Raw genomic sequence first — 20323 nt, forward strand, 5'->3', positions numbered from 1 at the left:
GAAACAAACGCAGATAAAACAGGCTCTGCCCCATGAACATGCAAGTGTCAGACGTGATTGCACCCCCGGCTCCCAAGCGGATTCAGGACATGAAACTGCCCGTTGTGATGATGCGGGATATTCTGCTGAAAACCATGTTCCGCAAGACGCTGGACATGGTCTCGGACCTCAGTGTGGCGATGTGCCTTCCAATCCCTGTTGTGCAGGAATTGATCGACATGTGCCGCGACCAGCGGCTGATGGAGGCGACAGGTACCCTTAACGCCAACAATGGCAATGAAATGGGCTATCAGCTGACCGATGGCGGCAAGGCGCGCGCACTGGATGCGCTGGCGCAGTCCGAATATTTTGGGGCCATGCCAGTCCCGCTTGAGGTCTATCGCGAACAGGTCAAACGCCAGTCCATCCGCAACATCATGGTCACCCGACAGCAACTGATCGGCGCCATGGGGCACCTCGTGCTGCCCGATGATCTCCTGGGTCAGCTTGGCCCTGCCGTATCGGCCGGCCGGTCGATCCTGATGTATGGCCCGCCGGGCAACGGTAAATCCTCGATCTCCAACGGCATCCGCGACGCGCTTGGCGACAACGTCTATGTCCCCCGCGCCATCGAATATGCCGGTCAGGTCATCACCGTCTATGACCCGATCGTACACGTCATCGCCCCGGAAGAGGCGCAAGATCCGACTGCATTGCGGCGCAAGACGCCTTATGACAAACGCTACGTCAAATGCGAACGCCCAACCGTGATCACCGGGGGTGAATTGTCGCTCGACATGCTGGACCTCGTCTACAACCCGACCGCGCGCACCTACCAAGCTCCACTGCAGCTGAAATCCACCGGCGGCATCTTCATCGTGGACGACCTTGGCCGCCAGGCCGAACCGCCGCAGGCGCTGGTCAACCGCTGGATCGTTCCGCTCGAAGAAAGCAAGGACATCCTTGCCCTGCAATCAGGTGAAAAATTCGAAGTCCCCTTCGACACGCTGGTCGTCTTCTCGACCAACTTCCACCCGAATGAAATCTTCGACCAAGCGGCTCTGCGCCGGATCTTCTTCAAGATCAAGATCGACGGACCCAATCAGGCGAACTTCCTGAAAATCTTTGCCATGGTGGCCAAGAAGAAAGGGATGACCCTGAACGAAGAGGCGCTCGTTTATCTTCTCAAGGTCAAATACCCGACGATCGACAACATCTATGCCAACTACCAGCCGAACTTCCTGGTGGATCAGATGGCGGCGACCTGCAATTTCGAAGGCATCCCCTTGCAAATGACGCCCGAACTGATTGACCGGGCCTGGGCCAACATGTTCGTCAAGGACGAACATATCGTCAAATGATCGGGCTCGCGGGCTGCGGACGCATGGGGTTGCCGATGCTGACCGCTCTGCGCGACGGGGGCGTGCGTGCCAACGGCTTTGACGTGGTGGACAAAGGCATTCCGCATATCACAACCAACATCATGGCCTTCGCCCCCGATCTCGAAACCCTGTTTTCTGTTGTCAGGGACGAAGATGAGACAAACGCCCTCCTCTTCGATACGCAGAACCTGATGGGCACCGCATCCAAACTGCGGCGCATCTTCGTCTGCTCCACGCTCTCGCCCCGCTACGTCAAGGGCCTGCGGGACCGGGTGCCAGATCACATCACCCTGATAGACGCGCCCATGTCGGGCGCCGTCATCGCTGCCGAAAATCGAACGCTCAGCTTCATGCTGGGGGGCACAGATACTGACATCGACGACGCCAAGCCGTTGCTTGCCCTCATGGGGCAGCACTTCCATCACATGGGCCGCTACGGCGCAGGCATGCAAGCCAAGGTGCTCAACAACCTGCTTGCGGCATCCCACACCGCCATGACACGGCTTGTGCTGGATTGGGCGGACGGGGCCGGGCTGGATACACAGCACTTACTGGAACTGATCGAAACGTCATCGGGCCAGAACTGGTTGGCCTCAGGCTTCGACACCATCGAGTTTGCCAAACACGGCTATGCCCCCGACAACTCCATCGGCATCCTGGTCAAGGATGTCGCTGCCGCACTGGACGCAGCGCCCGATGGGGCGGATACAACCTTGCCCCAAGCAATCCAGAACAGCATCCGCGCGCTCACCCCGCGCAAATGACTCACCGCGCGCTGCGTTAACCACCGAACGACCGCCCCAGATGCACAGGAGGTGTACGGATGGTGACACCAAGCCATACGCCCTTAAACTCACTGAATTCTGGGGGGATTCTGCGCGACACACGACTCTCTTCACTTTGCCAAAAAAACTCCCGCCGGAGGCTCCCGCACTTCCCACAAGCACACCATCCGCTACAGTGTCGGCCATGACCTCCCTCCCCTGCATCTTCACCGGTTGGTTCGCCTCCAAAGGCTGGAGCATCCACCCCCATCAGCAGCAGATGCTGGACCGCGCAGACGACCCCGCCCTTCTTCTCATTGCACCCACGGGTGGCGGTAAAACACTGGCCGGTTTCCTGCCCACGCTGGCCGACCTTGCAGAGAATGATCACGAGGGTCTGCATACTCTCTACATCTCGCCCCTCAAAGCATTAGCCGCTGATATCAAAAGGAATCTCCGCACGCCGGTTGCTGAGATAGGTCTCGACATCAGGATCGAGGACCGCACCGGCGACACCTCCCAAACCCAGAAAAAACGCCAGCGTGCCGACCCGCCCCATATCCTGCTGACGACGCCCGAAAGCCTCGCGCTGCTCACCTCTTACGAGGATGCACCGCGCATGTTTGCAGGCCTAAAACGGGTCATTGTCGACGAAATCCATGCGCTGGCCGAAAGCAAACGCGGCGACCAGATGTTTCTGGCCCTCTCACGCCTGCAAGCACTCCGCCCTGACCTCAAGCGTGTGGGCCTCTCGGCGACGGTCGAAGATCCGCACGCCATCGCCCACCTCCTCGCCAAGCATCCCGATCCCTGCGACATACTCCATGCAGACCCCGGGCCACCCCCAGACATCAAGATGTTGGTGACGGACGAACCGCCTCCATGGTCCGGTTCGGGCGGCAAATACGCCATCCCCGCGGTGCTGGAAGAGGTCAAGAAACACAAGACCACCCTCATCTTCCACAACACCCGCGCCCAGGCCGAACTGTATTTCCACAACATCTGGCTCGCCAACGAAGACCAGTTACCCATCGGCATTCACCATGGGTCCCTCGACCGCCAGCAACGCGAAAAGGTCGAACAGGCGATGGTCGACGGCCAGCTCAAGGCGATCGTCTGTACCGGGACGCTCGACCTTGGGATCGATTGGGGTGACGTTGACCTCATCATTCAGGTCGGTGCGCCGAAAAACGTCAAACGGCTGGTTCAACGGATCGGTCGCGCCAACCACCGCTACAACGCCCCATCAAAGGCGTTGCTCGTGCCCGCCAACCGCTTCGAAGTGGTTGAATGCGTCGCCGCGCTCGATGCGGTGAAGGAGGGCGCGCTCGACGGCGACCCACGCGGCCCCGGCCCCCGCGATGTGCTTTGCCAACACATTCTGATTGCCGCCTGCGCCGGTCCATTCGATGCAGATGCGCTTTTTGACGAAATATCAACCACGGGCGCGTATACGTCGTTGTCGCGTGCGGAATTTGATGCCTGCCTCGATTTCTGCGCCACCGGCGGCTACGCCCTACGCGCTTACGATCAATGGAAGCGACTGCAACAACGACCCGACGGCCAATGGCAATTGCGCGATCCCCGCAGTGCCCAACGGATCCGTATGAACATCGGCACGATTCAAGATACCGATACGCTCAAGGTGCGGTTCAAGGGCCGCGGCGGCAAACCACTCGGCGAGATCGAAGAAGGCTTTGCGGCCTCGTTGACCCCAGGCGACACCTTCCTCATCGGCGGCCAGATCGTACGCTACGATTCACTGCGCGAAATGACCGTCCAGGTGACCCGCGACGCCGCCAAGAAGCCCAAGATCGCCACCTTCCTCGGCACCAAATTCGCCACATCCACACAGCTCAGCCACCGCATCATCGACATGTTTCAACAGGACACGTGGCCGTCCCTGCCCCAACACACCGCTGAATGGCTCAGCCTCCAACGAGGCGTCAGCCGCCTGCCCGAACCCGGTCGCCTGCTGATCGAAAGCTTCCCTTACGACAGCCGTATCCACACCGCCGTCTACGGTTTTGCAGGCCGTAACGCCATGCAAACACTGGGGCTTCTACTGACCAAGCGGATGGAGGAAACAGGCCTTAACCCGCTCGGCTTCCTTGCCACAGACTACGCCACTCTCATCTGGGGTCTCAACAAGATCACGGATCCAGCCCCTCTTTTTGATATCGAAGCGCTTCGCGACGGGCTCGACCGGTGGCTGGCTGGCAACGCCGTGATGAAACGCACCTTTCGCGCTTCCGCGACCATCGCCGGGCTGATCGAACGCAACTTGCCCTCCAACCGCAAGACCGGGCGGCAGGCCACCTTCAGCTCCGACATCCTCTATGACACGCTTGCCAAGTATGATCCCGATCACCTCATGCTGCAGATCACACGCGAAGAGGCCATGCGCGGCCTTGTCGACTTTGGTCGCATTGAGGAAATGTGCGCCCGTATCGGCGACCGCATCGACCTGACCGAATATGATCGCATTACACCACTCGCCGCCCCCCTGATGCTCGAGGTCGGCCGCGTACCCATCAAGGGTCTCGCCGAAGAAAAACTGCTCGCGGAAGAGGCCGAACGCCTGATGACCACCGCCGGATTACCACCTGAACCCAAGAAAAGGGAATGGCGCGTTCCCTTCTAACCCGCCTGCTTCTTCTGACGGAAAATACGACGGGGGAGGCGCTCCGCGCCGGGGGCAGAGCCCCAACAGTAAGGCATATCTTGATGCGCCCTGTCCCCAAGGCTATGAACAAAAAATGAACACCTGCGACGTCTCCCTCGCCGGCGCAGCGCTTAAGGCGCTTGGCTCCGGCGCACTCTACTGGCCTGACCAACACCTGCTCTGCATCTCGGACCTGCATCTAGGCAAGGCCGAACGTATCGCCCGACGCATCGGTATGCAGCTGCCTCCCTACGAGACGCGCGATACCCTCACCCGCCTCGCTACCGACCTCGACGCGACAAGCGCGCGCACGGTCATCTGCCTCGGTGACAGCTTCGATGATCTGACCGCCGCCCGCAGCCTGCCCGAGGAGGAACGGCTCTGGATCACGAAGCTGCAGGCGGGCCGTCGCTGGGTCTGGATCGAAGGCAACCACGACCCCGGCCCCATCGAGTTCGGCGGCACACACCTGGCCGAACTGCCCATTGGCGCACTGACCTTTCGCCACATCGCCAAACCCGGCGCGAGCGGCGAAGTGTCCGGACATTACCACCCAAAGGCAACGCTCCAGACACGCGCACGGGCCATCTCGCGCCCTGCCTTTCTGATCGATAGCGACAAGCTAATCCTGCCCGCCTACGGCACCTATACCGGTGGGCTGCGCAGTGATGGCCAGACCCTCAGCAAGCTGATGCGCCCCGATGCCAACGCCATCCTCACCGGACCGAAACCGGTGCGGGTGCCAATGCCACGCGGGGTCACATGAAGGACCGGATCGCAACCAGCTTTGCCCGGCAAAGCATGATGAAAACCTTCGGTGCCAAGTTGGACGAGGTCAGGGAAGGGCGCGTGATCCTCTCCGCGCCCATCCTGCCCGGCAGCCGTCAACAACAAGGGTTTGCCCATGCCGCCCTTACCTTTGGCCTTGGCGACAGCGCGGCAAGCTACGCGGCCCTCACCACGCTCCCCGAGGATCAGGAGGTCGTGACGGCGGAAATCAAGATCAACCTCACCACCCCCGCCAACGGAGAGCGGTTGATCGCGAAAGGCCGGGTGATCAAACCCGGCCGTCGCCTCATCGTTGTCAGTTCAGAGGTCTTCACCATGACAAATGGTACCGAGACGCTGGTCGCCGTGCTTCAAGGCACGATGGTCCCAGTCAACCTGTAAGGCGGAGGTGTCCTCCGCCCTCCATCAGGCTGTCAGCCCTTCCGGTTCCGCCAAGCCATTCGCGCGGCAGCAAGCGGTCACAGTGTTCGCCAGCAGACATGCGATGGTCATCGGCCCCACACCACCGGGAACAGGGGTGATGGCACCCGCCACCTCGGCGCAGCTGTCATAGTGACAGTCGCCCACGAGGCGTGTCTTGCCCTCGCCCTTTTCAGGCGCATCGATACGGTTGATGCCCACGTCGATCACGGTCGCCCCAGGTTTGATCCACTCACCGGTCACCATCTCGGGCCGTCCCACGGCAGCCACAACCACGTCCGCAGCGCGCACGACATCCTGAATGTCTTTGGTGCGCGAATGGGCGATCGTCACGGTACAGCTGTCACCCAGCAGCAACTGCGCCATCGGCTTGCCCACGATGTTCGACCGGCCAATCACCACAGCATTCAGACCCGACAAAGATCCATGATGATCCCGCAACATCATCAAACAGCCCAGCGGAGTGCAAGGCACCATCGACTTCTGCCCTGTGCCCAACAGACCCACGTTCGAGATGTGGAACCCGTCAACATCCTTGGCCGGATCGATGGAGTTGATCACAAGATCCTCGTTCAAATGCCCAGGCAGCGGCAACTGAACGAGGATACCGTGAATCTCCGGGTCTTCGTTTAGCGATTTGACGACAGCCAGCAGATCAGCCTCGGATGTGTCGGCATCAAGCTTGTGCTCGACACTCTTCATACCGACCTCGACAGTCATCTTGCCCTTGGACCGGACATAGACCTGGCTTGCCGGGTCTTCGCCCACCAACACGACCGCAAGACCGGGCGTGACCCCGTGCGCTTCTTTCAGGCGGGCCACATGGTCGGCCACCTGGCCCCGCACTTTGGCCGCAAAGGCCTTGCCATCAATTACAGTCGCGGTCATGTCGGTTGGATCTCCTCACTTATCGGATGAAGTTCACCTGATGCGCCCAGGTTTCGCCATCGCTGATCACCAGCGTGTCGAATTCCATCAGTTGCAGCAGGTCAAAAAAGGTCGCTACAAATTGCAGCTCTTGCGCACGAAAGAAGTCGTTGTTGCGCATGTTGGACGTCATTTGCGCCAGTACCGCGCGGGCACGGAACAGTGTGGAAAACACCTCGTCATCCAATGCGATGACGGTCAGATGCTTGGCATCCGCCCCCTTGGCAAAGAAGACGAAGCGCGGACTTTCCGGGGCCGCAAGCTGAGCCACGGTCAGGTTGGTCACGAACTCGACTCGCACGCCCTTGCTTGAATCAGGCGCCTGTCGGATCACGCGGGTGAAATCCTCGTTCGATGTCACGTCGGGATAGTAATACCCCTCGTAACGCTCCTGTGCGTGGGCCGTCATGGCGGTGAAAACGACGGTAGCAATCAAGGCAAGCAATCTGGTCATGAACAATCCTCCGAATGATAGCTCGCACGCTGACTGCCAAGACGACCATCGGTCAATGGGATTTCAGCCTCGTCATCGCTTTGTGACGGGGCTGAAACAGGTGTTGGATCAGAACAGACCTTCAATCTGACCTTCATCATTCAGCATGATGTTTTCAGCCGATGGCACGCGTGGCAAACCCGGCATGGTCATGATCTCACCACAGACAGCGACGACAAACCCCGCACCCGCACTCAGACGCACTTCGCGCACCGGCACCGAGTGGCCCGTGGGCGCGCCACGCAGATTCGGATCGGTCGAGAACGAATACTGTGTCTTCGCCATGCAAACCGGCAAGTGGCCATAGCCCTGCTCTTCCCACAGCTTCAACTGATCGCGGATCTTCTGGTCCATCAATGCCTCGTCCGCGCGGTAGATGCGCTTGGCGATGGTCTGGATTTTTTCGGCCAGCGGCATGTCATCGGGATAGATCGGCGCGAAGTTCGCGGTGTCCGCATCAGCCAGTTCCGCCACTTTGGTCGCCAGATCAGCCGAACCCTCCGAGCCCAGCTCCCAGTGACGCGACAAGATGGCTTCGGCGCCCTGCTCGGCCACGAAGTCCTTGACCGCCTGAATTTCTGCATCCGTGTCGGTGACGAAGTGGTTGATCGCCACAACGACGGGAACACCAAAGGATTTCAGGTTCTCGATGTGACGACCCAGGTTCGGGCAGCCTGCCTTGACCGCGTCGACATTTTCGGCACCCAGATCAGCCTTGGCCACGCCACCGTTCATCTTCATCGCGCGCACAGTCGCCACGCAGACGACGACGGACGGGGCAAGACCCGCCTTGCGGCACTTGATGTTCATGAATTTCTCGGCGCCCAGATCGGCACCAAAGCCTGCCTCGGTGACAACGTAGTCAGCCAGCTTGAGGGCAGTGGTCGTTGCGATGACCGAATTACAACCGTGTGCGATGTTGGCAAACGGGCCGCCGTGCACGAAGGCCGGGTTGTTTTCCAGTGTCTGCACGATGTTTGGCTGCATTGCATCCTTCAACAGCACCGTCATCGCACCGTCAGCCTTGATGTCGCGCGCGAATACTGGTGAGCGGTCGCGGCGGTACGCCACAATCATGTCGCCCAAGCGCTTCTGCAAGTCCTTTAGATCCTTCGCCAGACACAGGATCGCCATGACTTCGGATGCCACGGTGATGTCAAAGCCTGCCTCACGCGGGAAGCCGTTGGCCACGCCGCCAAGCGAGGCAGTGATCTGGCGCAGGGCCCGGTCATTCATGTCAACCACGCGACGCCACACGACGCGGCGGGTGTCGATCTCAAGGGCGTTGCCCCAGTAAATGTGGTTGTCGATCATGGCCGACAGCAACGAGTGGGCCGAGGTGATGGCGTGGAAGTCACCGGTGAAGTGCAGGTTCATCTCTTCCATAGGCACAACCTGGGCATAGCCGCCACCCGCGGCGCCGCCCTTCATGCCGAAGTTCGGGCCAAGGGATGCTTCGCGGATGCAAACGCAAGCGTTCTTGCCGATGCGGTTCAGGCCATCGCCTAGACCCACAGTGGTGGTCGTCTTGCCCTCGCCCGCAGGCGTAGGGTTGATGGCCGTGACGAGGATCAGCTTGCCGTTCTCGCGGTCCTGGACCGAGTTGATGAAGTTCTGGCTTACCTTGGCCTTGTCGTGGCCGTAGGGCAGCAGATCGGCACTTTCGATGCCCAGCTTGGCCCCGATCTCCTGGATCGGCTTCTTCTGCGCCTCGCGCGCAATTTCGATATCGGATTTATAGGCCATGATGCTCCCCGCAGTCCTGAATGGGTACGTCTTTCGTGGCCTGCATACAGCCGCATGCCTAGGGGCCATGCGCGCGATTCCGACATTTTGGGACGTTACAGCGGCCCAATCGCAGTCAGCGGTTTCATTTCGGAAACGGTAGGCGGGAACGCGAAACCTGACGCGGGGCGGAGGACACCTCCACCTTACGGATCGGAAAGACGCACGTAAGGCGCAGGTGCCCTGCACCGCGCCCGCTTAGCCTGCGCGCGCGGCCTCCAGATGGGGCCAGACCGGTTGGTCCGGGACATGCAGTGTCAACACATCACCCACAGCCAATTGCCCGCCATGTTCTACCCATGCTGTTACGCCGCGTCGCCCCTTTGCAGCTGGCTTGTACAGCTTGCCAAACCCATGTGCCTCTTCCTCGATCTCTTTGCCTGGAAAGATACAGGGCCGGTTTTCAATGTCGATGGCTATGCCAACGCCACGTTCAGACATCAGGCGCGAGGCCGGTGGTACCTGGGTGAAGTCGGGAATACCCTTGATCACGATCGACGCCCCGACCCACGCCGGATCGATACCGTCCAGCCCCATGGACGCCGCCGTCTGTGCAAGCTCTTCCGCGCTCAGGATCGACAATTGGCGGGTATTGCGGATTTCAGTGCCAGGTGTGTATTGCGACCGTACGCGCACACACGAGGGGCGCGGCGGCCCACCGTGATCCTCGTCCGGAAAGCCATTCAATGTGACTTCAACGGCCTGCGCCGACACAGCGCGCAAGCTGGCTACCCGGCTTGGGACATGGCCCAACCATGTGATTCTGGCGGTAAAAGATGTTGGTTTCAGCGCGGGCATCTCAACCTCTCAGGCAAGTGATTTACACTGGTCGTACCAGCGCGCCGTGCCCTTGGCCAATGACGCTTTACTCACTGTTGCACACAAACCCTGATGACATAGTGGCTGACGATAGTTTCAAAGAAAAAGGCCCGCTCAAAGGCGGGCCTCATCATGTTTAAATGCCGGTCAGCCCGTCGGCTCAGGCTCCATGCCCCCGTCACCGGACGGACCCGGCTTTTTCTTGGCCTTGGGAATGGCTGTCAGGCTGGGCTTCTTGTCCTCGACCGCCGATCCACCATCTTCGTCGTCGGGCGCATGCGGTGGGTCGCCGTTCATGACGCGTTCGATCTCTTCCCCGGTTAGGGTCTCGTATTCCAGCAGGCCCTGAGCCAGACGCTCGAACTTGTCATCGTTCTCGGTGATGACATTCAGTGCCCAGTCATAGCCGTCCTGAATGAACTTCTGAACTTCCTGTTCCACCAACTCCTTGGTGTTGGCCGAGACAGAGAAACCGGCAGTGTTGCCCTGATAACCCTGGGCGGCTTCGGAATAGTCGATATTGCCGACCTTGTCCGACATGCCCCATTGCAGGACCATGGCGCGGGCCAGAGCCGAGGCTTGCTGGATATCGCCAGCGGGCCCATTCGACACCGAATCCGGGCCGTATTTGTGAATTTCCGCCGCCTTGCCCGCCATGGCCATGGCCAGACGCTGGTGGCATTCGTCCTTGAACATGTTCAGACGGTCCATCTCGGGCAGGCTCATCACCATGCCCAAGGCACCACCACGCGGAATGATCGTCGCCTTGTAGACCGGGTCACATTTGGGCAGCAGATGTCCCACCAGCGCGTGACCGGCCTCGTGATACGCGGTCATTTCCTTTTGCTCCGGCGTCATCACCATGCTGCGGCGCTCGGGGCCCATCATGACCTTGTCCTTGGCACTTTCGAAATCCAGCATCGTCACGAAACGCCGTCCGATCCGCGCTGCCATCAGCGCCGCCTCGTTCACAAGGTTCGCCAGATCAGCCCCCGAGAAGCCAGGCGTACCGCGCGCGATGATCCGCAGATCAACATCAGGACCCAGCGGGGTCTTGCGGGCGTGCACGCCCAGAATTTTCTCGCGGCCCTTGATGTCTGGGTTGCCCACAGTGACCTGACGGTCAAAGCGGCCCGGGCGCAGCAGCGCAGGGTCCAAAACATCCTTACGGTTGGTCGCGGCGATGATGATCACGCCTTCGTTCGCTTCAAAACCGTCCATCTCGACCAGCAGCTGATTGAGGGTCTGCTCGCGCTCGTCGTTACCGCCGCCATAGCCGGCGCCCCGATGGCGGCCTACCGCGTCAATCTCGTCGATGAAGACGATGCAAGGCGCGTTTTTCTTGGCCTGTTCGAACATGTCACGGACGCGGGAGGCACCCACACCCACGAACATTTCAACAAAGTCCGAGCCGGAAATGGTGAAGAACGGCACGCCTGCCTCACCGGCCACAGCACGGGCCAGCAAAGTCTTACCGGTACCGGGAGGGCCAACGAGCAGCGCGCCCTTGGGGATCTTGCCGCCAAGACGCGAGAATTTCTGAGGGTTGCGCAGGAACTCTACGATCTCGTCAAGCTCGTCCTTGGCCTCGTCAATGCCCGCGACGTCGTCGAACGTGACACGACCCTGCTTTTCAGTCAGCATCTTGGCCTTGGATTTGCCAAAGCCCATTGCGCCGCCTTTGCCACCACCCTGCATCCGGTTCATGAAGTAGATCCAGACGCCGATCAGCAGTAGGAAGGGCAGCAGTGACAAGATAAAGGTCTGGAAACCCGACTGTTGTTGCGGCTCAACCTGCACAGGCACCTGGTTGGCGATCAGCAGTTCGGTGATGGACGCATCTTCGGGTTTTATGGTCACATAATCTTCGGTTCCACGGCGAAAGCGCACCTGCTCGCCATCCAGTGTGACCTGGGTGACGGATCCGTCTTGAACGGCCGCCACGAACTCGGAATAAGTGATCTCGCGGCTTTGCAGCGTGTTGCCCGACCCGCCGAACAGGTTGAACAGCGCGAGGATCAGCAGAAACAGAACAACCCAGAAGGCGATATTACGTGCGTTTCCCAAGGAAAATCTCCTGATAATACCGGCACGCGGACTTCACACGCACCGTTTCCTCTAAGATAGAGATGCTGCGCACATGTTCAATGCGATAAAAGTGCAGCAAAAAAGGCGTCCTTCCCGCCGTCCAACTCAGCGCTCCACTCATCATCAAGGCCTACAAAGGGCGCCGCCACCAGGCGTTCCTCATACCAAACGGCCGGAGAGGCTGCCAACGCAGCGCGCGGAAGACCAATGTCGCGCCAGCCTTCAATGTCGGCAAGCGCGTCGTAACCAAGCGGACGGACTTCCAGATCCGGGTCGTCCTCGGGGCCCGTGATCATCCATCGATCGTCCCACATGTCGCCCACTTCGCACACAATGTCCTTGACCGCATTTAACTCGCGGAACACCCAGATCATCCCGTTTTCGACGCAGATATGGCAGCCATCCAGGGTCGCCGACTGCCCTGCACGCACCGCCGCAATAGTACGCGCCACCGGATCCTTGCGCGGGGGATAGATGTGTTGCGACGTCCAGTTGAGGGTGTGCAACATCAACCGGCGTGCGGTTTCCTGTGGCAGCAACCGAAACTTGGCCAAATCAATAGCAACGACGCCGTGCACAAACTCTGCCATGTCTCGGGCGGCCAGAAAGGTCTGCCAATCCAGTGCTTCGCGGGCACGTGCCATGTGGTCGGCCACCTCGACCAGTTTCGAGGTGGTCACGCCCAGCTTATCCAGAACCGTGAGCGCCTCGCGCACACGCACACGCTCAAAATCATGCGAGCTGTTGCTGGGGTCGTCGCACCAATTGATCCGAGCCGCCCGCAGGTAGTCGCGCAACGTCGCACGTTCGATCTCAAGAAAGGGACGGATCCAAGTGATGCCATGATGAACGCGCCGTGGTGCCATGGCACTCAACCCATCCACCCCCGATCCCCGGGCCAGACGCATGACAAAGGTTTCTGCCTGGTCGTCCGCAGTATGACCCAAGGCAACATAGCCGATGCCGTTGGCATAGGCCCAATCAGCCATGATCTCGTATCGCGCCTCGCGGGCGGCAGCCTGAAGATTGCCCTGCCCATCCCATCCCGTCCAATACTCGACGTGATGTGGCAGGTTCCAGCGAACGCACAGGTCAGTGACAAGGGCGATCTCGTCCCGGGCCTCCTCGCGCAAACCATGATTGACCGAGATCACATGAAGCTGGACATCATGGTCACGGCAATACTCGACAAAGGTTGCCAGCAACGCGACCGAATCTCCGCCGCCCGACACGGCAACAGCCACACGTTCGGGAGGATTCGCCCCCATCTGCGCCTCAATCGCCGCGATCAGGGGGGCAATCATTGATCAGGAGCAGCCGATATTGCGCATCGCGTTCTGGGCGTCGGTGATGACAGCCGCGCCGGGAAAGCGAACACCGACCTCGGCCAGCGTCACGCACGCCTCCTGGGTCTGGCCCAAACGGCCCAAGGCCGCACCCAGCTTGAACAACGCCTCGGGTGCAAGCGGACCTTCCGGCGCCAGCGTGAAGGCGGACAGAAAGGCGCGAGCACCCTCCCGCACGTCGCCAAGCCCCTCAAGCGCATCTCCGCGGCGCAGCTCCGCCTCTATTGCGAGCGGTCCGCCGGGGTAGGTCTCATTAAAGGTCGCAAACTGGTCTGCGGCGGTGCGAAAGTCACTGGCTGCGAGCGCCTCCTGCGCCCGCTCGAAGTCTGCTTTTTCCTGTGTTGCCAGTTGTGGCGCATCCGTCGCGGGTTGCTGGACGACGGGCGCGGCTGTGGGCGGCGCCTCGCCCCCGCCCAATGTCGAAGTGTCACCGAGGGCAGAGATATCACAGCCCTCTTCCAGCTCACACAAACGGAACTCCAGATCGCCGACCCGGTTGGTGCCATCGGTCACGACGCTGCTGATGCGAAACTCCAGCTGCTCGGTCTTGTCGGTCAGGCGCCGCAACTCGACCTCGATCGTGTTCACACGGTCCAGAACAGACCCGCCAGCCGCACCGCCACCAACGCCGCCGGTTGTCGACAACTCGCGTTTCAGGCGCTGCACCTCGGTGTTGAGCACCACAAGCTCCTGCCGGATATCGGCCAGGGTCTGGTCCTGCGCCAGCGCTGGCCCTGTCAGACCAACCGCCAGCGCCAATGCGACAAAATACCGTTTCACCAAAAACATTCCCCGTCGTGTTTGCCTAGCTGGTCAAGCCACCCGCCAGCACCGTAACAGCCCGACGGTTCTTGGCATAGCAGGCTTCTTCGCTGCATACTTCGATCGGACGCTCTTTCCCGAAGCTCACCACTTGCAGTCGGCTGGACTGCACGCCCTGGCCGACCAGGTAGGCGCGGGCGGCATCGGCGCGACGCGCGCCAAGGGCGAGGTTGTATTCGCGTGTGCCCTGCTCGTCAGCGTGACCTTCAATAACGGCCGTGAAGTCGGCGTTCTGCAACAGCCAAACGGCCTGTCCGTCCAGCGTGGCACGACCTTCGGGCGTCAGCGTGGACTGGTCCACGGCAAACAGCACACGGTCGCCTACGGCCTGCTGGAAGTAAGCAGGGGATGCGGGATCAGATGCGCTGCCCGGGACCACACCGCCGCTATTGGCCAGCGGATCGGTTGCCCCATCCGCGCCGCCAAAACGGGCCGGATTGGTACATGCGGCCACGCTCAGGGCCGCACAGATCATCATGATCGAAGATTTCAGTTTCATGGCCTGTGTCTCTCTGTTTGTCGCGCCGTCTGTTTGGCGTCTTTCGGTTTGTTTACCACGTTCTTGCACACAAGAAAACGTGGGCCTTTATCGTTGTAGCGGTCCCCATGACGGGTCCGACCCGCCGTCGGGCGTGCGCACAGGGCGCAGGTTACGACCGGTGATGTCAACCGAATAGAGCGTCGATCGCCCAGCCGCACCCTGGGTTTCACGCGCAAACATGATGACGCGGCCATTGGGGGACCATGTCGGCCCCTCATCGAGGAAGGACGCGGTCAAAAGCCGCTCTTCGCTGCCATCCGTGCGCATCACACCAATATGAAAGCGGCCCTTCGACTGCTTGGTAAATGCAATCAGGTCACCACGCGGCGACCAGACCGGCGTGCCATAGCGGCCTTCTCCAAAGGAAATGCGACGTGCTTCGCCCCCACCTGCGGGCATGACATAAAGCTGCTGGGTGCCGGACCGATCGCTTTCGAACACGATCTGGCCTCCATCCGGGCTAAAGCTTGGGGCCGTCTCGATTGCCGGGGTAGAGGTCAGGCGCTGCGACTGGCCCGACGCAACATTCATCGCCCAGATGTCCGTGTTGGCCCCTTGGGTCAGGGAATAGACCACCGTCTGCCCATTCGGGGCAAAGCGGGGCGCAAAGCTCATTGTGCCCTGCTGGCTTTCCAGCACGCGGCGCTGCACGCTGCCGACGTCCAGCACATAGATGCGGGGAAAGCCGGTCTCGTAACTGGTGTAAAGCACACGATCCCCGGCCACCGAAAAGCGGGGGGCCAGCACGATATCTTCGGATCCTGTCAGGTACTGCACGTTGGCCCCATCATAATCCATGACGGCCAGACGCTTGCGGCGGCTGTCCTTGGGGCCCGTTTCGCTGACAAAAACGACGCGGCTGTCAAAGTATCCCGTCTCACCCGTGATCCGGCTATAGACAACATCCGCCATCTTGTGCGCGATGCGGCGCCATCCGTCCGTGGTCCCCGCCAGTTGCAGGCCCTCGCCCAGCTCCGCACCAGAGAAAACGTCATACAAACGGAACTTCACCGAAATCTGATCACCGTTCACACTGACGGCACCGGCAACCAGCGCCTGCGCATTGATCGCCTTCCAGTCGGCGTATTGAACCGGTGCCGCGAAATCACTGACCTGGCTGATGAATGCACTCGACGGGATCTCCCGGAACAGGCCTGTACCTGTCAGGTCTTCGGCCACGACGCGCGCAATGCGCTGGCCCAAATCGCCCGCAGCGCCGCCTTCGAGCACAAGATCAGGTATGGCAACGGGCAAGGGTTCAATGACCCCCTCCGTGATCTCGATCCGCAAGGGACCGTTCTGCGCCAGAGCCCATGCAGGGATCAGACACATAAGGATCAGAAAAAGCGCTCGAACCATCATTTGATACGCATCCTTTCGGGATTGAACGTCATCTCAATTTCCTGCCACTGCCCGTACTTCTCGGCGGGCAGGTCATATCCATCGCGTGTACAGCGAATAATCGCGCGGCGCGCGGCTTCAAATGCCTGCTGCGCCGCGGCCTGGCTGCCGCCCGAGCTTGAGGCCAGGCGGATCGACGGCACCACTGGCTTACCATCCTGCGACATGTCCACGGTGACAACCACGGTGGTCTGCAATGCATCGGACGACAGCGAACCCACATTCCAGCAATTCGAAACGGCCACGCGCAAGGCATCTTTCTCGCCCGCAGACAGGGGCGGTCCTTGCGGCACTTCTTCCTCGGCGCCCCCCAACGCTTCGCGCAGCGCATCGTTCACATCGTCGGTGGTGTCAGCCGGTTCGGCCGTCGGCGTACTGGGTGTCTCCGGTTCCGGTGCAGGCTCCGCCGTCTGCACGGGCGGGCTGGGCCGCCGGGCAGGCGGGCGCAGGGATGCGGTGGGCGCGCTTGCTGGCTCTTCGGCCTCGGTGACAATCTCGGTCGTGGCTTCTTCGGGGGCCGTTGCCTCCTGCTCCTCGACCTGCGTCTCGCCTGTCTCACTTTCGGTCACTGCGTCTTGCTGTACATCATCAGGTGCTGCCTCCGGTTCGGGCGGGGCAACAGGGTCGGGTGCAACACGCTCTGACGGACGCGGGATGGGACGCGGAGCGACCTCGGGCACAACGACGGCCTGATCCTGCGGAGCGGGTTGCACGGGCGCGTCATCGACAACTTCGGGTTCCGGGTCTGGCGCCGGGGGCTCCGGCACCACTTCAGGTTCCGGCGCAGGAGTCGGCTCTGGTGGCTCGACCTCTACCGCCTCGTCCGGCACGGGCGTCTCCACTGGGTCTGGTGTAACTTCGGGCTCGACCGGCAGCGCCACATCAACCGATGGGTCCGGCACCGACCCGCTCGGCAACATGGCCTCGAACGCGTCAGACGAGATCACGGACACTTCCGTCACCTCGAAGGGCAACGGCTCGGACTGAAAGGATCCGCCAAACAGCATCCAGCCGATCAGGCCCGCATGCCCGATGCCCGATATGACCTGCCCGGTGTTCAAGGGTTACTCCCCCTCGCCATCCAGCGTCGGACCGCCAATATCCGTCACAAGGCCAATGTTGGAAAAACCACCCGCATTGAGGGCGCCCATGACCTGCATGACCTGCTCATAGGGCACGGCCCCGTCGGCACGCAGGAACACACGATCACTGTCCCGTTCAGACGCAATGGCACGCAGACGGCCGATCAGCTCATCCCGTGCCACCGCCGTGGTCTGGATCTGCACCTCACCCGCTGATGTCACGGTGATGGTCAGCGGTTCCTCCTGATCCGTCGGCAGCGCATTGGCCGCCGTTTCCGGCAGGTTGACCGGCACGCCTACAGTCAGGAGTGGCGCCGCCACCATGAAGATGATGAGCAACACCAGCATCACGTCGACAAACGGCGTGACGTTGATCTCTGACATCGGACGCGCCCGGCTGCGCTTGCGCCGCCGCGACGCGCCTTCGTCCTTCTGCATGACACCCGCGCCCATGGCTCAGCCGTCCAACTGGCGGCTCAGGATGGTGGCAAACTCGTCCGAGAACGCCTCGTACCCCGCCACGATCCGGTCACTGTCCGCGCTCAGCTTGTTGTAGAAAATCACCGCCGGAATAGCGGCCAGCAGGCCCAGTCCGGTGGCAAGCAGCGCCTCGGCAATACCGGGGGCCACGACCGCAAGGTTGGTGTTCTGCTGTTCGGCAATCTCGATAAACGCGTTCATGATACCGATCACGGTGCCAAACAGACCAATGAACGGGGCGGAGGACCCCACAGTCGCCAGCACGGTCAGCCCGCCCTGCAGCTTCTCGGCCTCCTTGGCAATCGCAACGTCCATGCTGCGATCAATCCGGCTGGTGGCTCCGGCAATCAGCCCGCCATCCTCGCGATGGGACCGCTGCCATTCGATCATGCCCGAGGCAAAAACCTTTTCTGCCGGCCCATTCGGGTCCGACCCGATCTTCTCGAACAAACCGTCAAGCGGCTCGCCCGACCAGAACGCCCGGTCAAAGCGGTCAGCTTCGGCCCGCGCGCTGCGATAGACCAGCAATTTCTGAATGATGATGCCCCACGCCCAGAACGATGCAACGATCAGCACGATCATCACCAGTTTCACCGTAAAGGTCGCGCGCAAGAAAAGCCCCCACATCGAGAAATCAACCTCGTGCGCCAGGGCGAGCGTTTCTGCTTCCATACTGCCTGCTCTTTTGTTTGGCCGCTTGTTCGGCTCTTGTCTGGCGCAAAGATTAGGGCAAACCCAAGGGGAATGCTATCACTTCAGCGTCAGAACGCCCTTATTTTGCGATTGCTGCGCGGATTTCCGCAGGCAAACGCATCGATTTTCCCTCTGTCGTCATGGTGACAGCGACAACATGCGCACGAAACAGCACCTGACCATCCCGCTGTACTTCCTGATCAAACGTCCAGCGAACCGGGCTGGCGGCCTGATGCGTGGTCACCACCTCCAACCGGTCTGCCATGCGCGCGGGCGCGATATAGTCAGCCTCCACCCGCGTGATGACAAAAACGATGTCTTTCTCGCGCATCGCGTTCTGATCCAGCCCCATCTCCTCGACAATCGTTGAACGGGCACGCTCGATATACCGCAGGTAGTTGGCGTAATAGACAACACCGGCCATGTCGGTGTCTTCGTAGTAGACGATGATCGGAAATCGATGGGGGGTCATGGGCACCTGCTCGGATTGGGTGAGGTCATAGATACTGACCAACGGAGGGCGTGCAAGCCCATGTCGGACGAGAGACGAGGCACTTGCTTGGATAGCAACCGAATACGAGTTGTGTTAAGCTCGAAGCGGACATCAGCGCGCGTTGCAGGTTGTCTGCTTTCGGGCGTATTTTGTTGGAAAATCCTGACTTGATCGAATGGTAAGTCGCTGATTCAATTCGGCCTGCAAGGAGGGATTGGCGATGATGAGACCGCGGTAGGAGGCACAAGCTGCGCTGTTGTTAAGAGTTCTCTTTCGAGGATCATGTGCCAAATGATCACCTGCTGCGATCAATTGGTTGGTTTGTCGATCTGAGCGACATCCGCCAGTATCTAACTGATTTCTACAGTCACACTGGCCGCCCGTCGGTCGATCCCGAACTGCTGATCCGCATGCTCTTGGTGGGATATTGCTTTGGCATCCGGTCCGAGCGGCAACTTTGCGAGGAGGTACACCTGAACCTCGCCTACCGCTGGTTCTGCCGTCTCGATCCGAGCGGCTGATCGCCGACACCGCCTACGGCACCGGGCCACTTCTGGGCTGGCTGGTCGACCGCAAGATCGTGCCGCACGTCCCTGTCTTCGACAAGTCTGGTCGCAACGATGGGACCTGGATCCTCGCTGACTTCGAGTGGGATGCCGAGAATGATCAATACATCTGCCCAGAGGGTCATGCCTTAGCTCTGCCGAAATTACTCAGACCCAAACCGGAGGCCGACCTACAAAGGCGCGGCCTGCTATCGTGCCCTGAAAGAGGTCTGCTTGGCCTTTCCATCCAAATCCAAATACTGCCCCAACGCTAATGCTCGCAAGATCACCCGTGAAGAACATGAAGACACCCGCCAGGTCGCGCGCGACATCGCCAAGACCCGCCAATTCGACATCTCGATGAAGCTCAGGAAAAAGGTCGAGATGCTCTTTGCCCACCTCAAACGCATCCTCGGCCTGGGACGGCTCCGGTTACACGGTCCATGTGGCACAAACGACAAATTCCTCCTCGCCGCAACCGCCCCCTCGCTAGTGAGCAGCCCCACCTGTGTGGTTGAGTTTGAGTGTTAGTGCATGGTTGGCCTTTGGTCTATTGCTACGATGAACTCTGGCGCCGGTGGGCGGTAACCCGGAGCACTGTGGGGTCGTTTGGTATTGTAGTGTTTCCTCCACCTTTCGATGATGATCTGGGCTTCGTGCAGCGAGTAGAAGACCTCTCCGTTCAGCAGTTCGTCGCGCATGCGCCCGTTGAAGCTCTCGCAATAGCTATGCTCCTAGGCTCAGGACTCATAACCAGTAAGTAACGATTGCGGCGAGTGCGATTGCTGAGAGGAAGACCTTTGGGCATC

18 protein-coding genes and 2 pseudogenes are annotated in these 20323 nt (G+C 60.5%); 6 read left to right on the forward strand and 14 right to left on the reverse strand.

Annotated elements, in window-relative coordinates; genetic code table 11:
- Positions 1 to 32: 32 nt before the first annotated feature.
- The 5 genes from Q1A75_RS10950 (at position 33) to Q1A75_RS10970 (ending at position 5960) form a co-directional block, all read left to right on the forward strand.
- The gene (locus Q1A75_RS10950; RefSeq protein ID WP_299554302.1) at positions 33 to 1340 is read left to right on the forward strand and encodes an ATPase; all 1308 of its coding nucleotides are present in this window, start codon (positions 33 to 35) and stop codon (positions 1338 to 1340) included.
- The gene (locus Q1A75_RS10955; protein ID WP_299554305.1) at positions 1337 to 2125 is read left to right on the forward strand and encodes an NAD(P)-binding domain-containing protein; all 789 of its coding nucleotides are present in this window, start codon (positions 1337 to 1339) and stop codon (positions 2123 to 2125) included. Before Q1A75_RS10950 ends, Q1A75_RS10955 begins: the two co-directional genes overlap by 4 nt.
- A gap of 205 nt (positions 2126 to 2330) precedes the next feature.
- Entirely contained in the window at positions 2331 to 4769 is a 2439-nt protein-coding gene (locus Q1A75_RS10960; RefSeq protein WP_299554307.1) for a ligase-associated DNA damage response DEXH box helicase, read from the forward strand.
- A gap of 115 nt (positions 4770 to 4884) precedes the next feature.
- On the forward strand, positions 4885 to 5556 hold the full coding sequence (gene pdeM, locus Q1A75_RS10965) for a ligase-associated DNA damage response endonuclease PdeM (protein WP_299554310.1): 672 nt from the start codon (positions 4885 to 4887) through the stop codon (positions 5554 to 5556).
- On the forward strand, positions 5553 to 5960 hold the full coding sequence (locus tag Q1A75_RS10970; RefSeq protein ID WP_299554313.1) for a PaaI family thioesterase: 408 nt from the start codon (positions 5553 to 5555) through the stop codon (positions 5958 to 5960). Before pdeM ends, Q1A75_RS10970 begins: the two co-directional genes overlap by 4 nt.
- 24 nt (positions 5961 to 5984) lie before the next feature.
- Here Q1A75_RS10970 and folD read toward each other — a convergent pair whose 3' ends face one another.
- From folD to Q1A75_RS11035, 13 genes are all read right to left on the reverse strand, one after another.
- A complete protein-coding gene (gene folD, locus Q1A75_RS10975; RefSeq protein ID WP_299554316.1) occupies positions 5985 to 6887 on the reverse strand; it encodes a bifunctional methylenetetrahydrofolate dehydrogenase/methenyltetrahydrofolate cyclohydrolase FolD in 903 nt (300 codons plus the stop codon).
- A gap of 19 nt (positions 6888 to 6906) precedes the next feature.
- Complete coding sequence (locus Q1A75_RS10980) at positions 6907 to 7380, reverse strand: hypothetical protein (protein WP_299554319.1); 474 nt, start codon at positions 7378 to 7380, stop codon at positions 6907 to 6909.
- Between the two features lie 108 nt (positions 7381 to 7488).
- Positions 7489 to 9165 carry a formate--tetrahydrofolate ligase gene (locus Q1A75_RS10985; RefSeq protein WP_299554322.1) on the reverse strand — a complete coding sequence of 559 codons (1677 nt, stop codon included), beginning with the start codon at positions 9163 to 9165 and terminating at the stop codon, positions 7489 to 7491.
- A gap of 237 nt (positions 9166 to 9402) precedes the next feature.
- Positions 9403 to 10002, reverse strand: a complete 600-nt coding sequence (locus Q1A75_RS10990; RefSeq protein WP_299554325.1) for a sulfurase — start codon at positions 10000 to 10002, stop codon at positions 9403 to 9405.
- A 168-nt stretch (positions 10003 to 10170) separates the two neighbouring features.
- The gene (gene ftsH / locus Q1A75_RS10995) at positions 10171 to 12090 is read right to left on the reverse strand and encodes an ATP-dependent zinc metalloprotease FtsH (protein ID WP_299554328.1); all 1920 of its coding nucleotides are present in this window, start codon (positions 12088 to 12090) and stop codon (positions 10171 to 10173) included.
- A 77-nt stretch (positions 12091 to 12167) separates the two neighbouring features.
- Positions 12168 to 13415: a tRNA lysidine(34) synthetase TilS gene (tilS, locus tag Q1A75_RS11000; protein ID WP_299554332.1), complete on the reverse strand. Its 1248-nt coding sequence runs from the start codon at positions 13413 to 13415 to the stop codon at positions 12168 to 12170.
- A gap of 3 nt (positions 13416 to 13418) precedes the next feature.
- Entirely contained in the window at positions 13419 to 14246 is an 828-nt protein-coding gene (locus Q1A75_RS11005; protein ID WP_299554335.1) for a tetratricopeptide repeat protein, read from the reverse strand.
- Positions 14247 to 14262: 16 nt separating this feature from the next.
- Positions 14263 to 14778, reverse strand: coding sequence for a peptidoglycan-associated lipoprotein Pal (gene pal / locus Q1A75_RS11010; RefSeq protein WP_299554337.1), 516 nt, complete (start codon positions 14776 to 14778; stop codon positions 14263 to 14265).
- 87 nt (positions 14779 to 14865) lie between these two features.
- The gene (gene tolB, locus Q1A75_RS11015; protein WP_299554340.1) at positions 14866 to 16182 is read right to left on the reverse strand and encodes a Tol-Pal system beta propeller repeat protein TolB; all 1317 of its coding nucleotides are present in this window, start codon (positions 16180 to 16182) and stop codon (positions 14866 to 14868) included.
- Positions 16179 to 17282: an energy transducer TonB gene (locus tag Q1A75_RS11020; RefSeq protein WP_299554343.1), complete on the reverse strand. Its 1104-nt coding sequence runs from the start codon at positions 17280 to 17282 to the stop codon at positions 16179 to 16181. The genes tolB and Q1A75_RS11020 overlap by 4 nt, the downstream gene beginning before the upstream one ends.
- A 3-nt stretch (positions 17283 to 17285) precedes the next feature.
- Positions 17286 to 17756: a protein TolR gene (tolR, locus tag Q1A75_RS11025; RefSeq protein WP_299554346.1), complete on the reverse strand. Its 471-nt coding sequence runs from the start codon at positions 17754 to 17756 to the stop codon at positions 17286 to 17288.
- 3 nt (positions 17757 to 17759) lie between these two features.
- Positions 17760 to 18455: a protein TolQ gene (gene tolQ / locus Q1A75_RS11030; RefSeq protein ID WP_299554349.1), complete on the reverse strand. Its 696-nt coding sequence runs from the start codon at positions 18453 to 18455 to the stop codon at positions 17760 to 17762.
- Between the two features lie 100 nt (positions 18456 to 18555).
- Entirely contained in the window at positions 18556 to 18948 is a 393-nt protein-coding gene (locus Q1A75_RS11035; protein ID WP_299554352.1) for a YbgC/FadM family acyl-CoA thioesterase, read from the reverse strand.
- Between the two features lie 274 nt (positions 18949 to 19222).
- Here Q1A75_RS11035 and Q1A75_RS11040 point away from each other — a divergent pair.
- Positions 19223 to 20045 (forward strand): annotated as a pseudogene (locus Q1A75_RS11040) (transposase).
- Here the strand turns inward: Q1A75_RS11040 and Q1A75_RS11045 are convergent.
- Positions 20042 to 20248, reverse strand: a pseudogene (locus Q1A75_RS11045) (transposase); the annotation flags it as partial. The pseudogenes Q1A75_RS11040 and Q1A75_RS11045 overlap by 4 nt on opposite strands.
- Between the last annotated feature and the right edge of the window lie 75 nt (positions 20249 to 20323).

This window comes from uncultured Tateyamaria sp. (genome assembly GCF_947504105.1).
In the GTDB taxonomy this organism is placed as follows: Bacteria; Pseudomonadota; Alphaproteobacteria; order Rhodobacterales; family Rhodobacteraceae; genus Tateyamaria.

Bases quoted from the DNA above. Each gene is read 5' to 3' on its own strand.
- tilS (WP_299554332.1), bottom strand. From the start codon at position 13,415: ATGATTGCCCCCCTGATCGCGGCGATTGAGGCGCAGATGGGGGCGAAT.
- tolB (WP_299554340.1), bottom strand. From the start codon at position 16,182: ATGATGGTTCGAGCGCTTTTTCTGATCCTTATGTGTCTGATCCCTGCA.
- Q1A75_RS10990 (WP_299554325.1), bottom strand. From the start codon at position 10,002: ATGCCCGCGCTGAAACCAACATCTTTTACCGCCAGAATCACATGGTTG.
- Q1A75_RS10980 (WP_299554319.1), bottom strand. From the start codon at position 7,380: ATGACCAGATTGCTTGCCTTGATTGCTACCGTCGTTTTCACCGCCATG.
- Q1A75_RS11035 (WP_299554352.1), bottom strand. From the start codon at position 18,948: ATGACCCCCCATCGATTTCCGATCATCGTCTACTACGAAGACACCGAC.
- Q1A75_RS10970 (WP_299554313.1), top strand. From the start codon at position 5,553: ATGAAGGACCGGATCGCAACCAGCTTTGCCCGGCAAAGCATGATGAAA.
- Q1A75_RS10985 (WP_299554322.1), bottom strand. From the start codon at position 9,165: ATGGCCTATAAATCCGATATCGAAATTGCGCGCGAGGCGCAGAAGAAG.
- Q1A75_RS11005 (WP_299554335.1), bottom strand. From the start codon at position 14,246: ATGTTTTTGGTGAAACGGTATTTTGTCGCATTGGCGCTGGCGGTTGGT.
- Q1A75_RS10950 (WP_299554302.1), top strand. From the start codon at position 33: ATGAACATGCAAGTGTCAGACGTGATTGCACCCCCGGCTCCCAAGCGG.
- tolR (WP_299554346.1), bottom strand. From the start codon at position 17,756: ATGGGCGCGGGTGTCATGCAGAAGGACGAAGGCGCGTCGCGGCGGCGC.
- Q1A75_RS10955 (WP_299554305.1), top strand. From the start codon at position 1,337: ATGATCGGGCTCGCGGGCTGCGGACGCATGGGGTTGCCGATGCTGACC.
- folD (WP_299554316.1), bottom strand. From the start codon at position 6,887: ATGACCGCGACTGTAATTGATGGCAAGGCCTTTGCGGCCAAAGTGCGG.
- tolQ (WP_299554349.1), bottom strand. From the start codon at position 18,455: ATGGAAGCAGAAACGCTCGCCCTGGCGCACGAGGTTGATTTCTCGATG.
- pal (WP_299554337.1), bottom strand. From the start codon at position 14,778: ATGAAACTGAAATCTTCGATCATGATGATCTGTGCGGCCCTGAGCGTG.
- pdeM (WP_299554310.1), top strand. From the start codon at position 4,885: ATGAACACCTGCGACGTCTCCCTCGCCGGCGCAGCGCTTAAGGCGCTT.
- Q1A75_RS10960 (WP_299554307.1), top strand. From the start codon at position 2,331: ATGACCTCCCTCCCCTGCATCTTCACCGGTTGGTTCGCCTCCAAAGGC.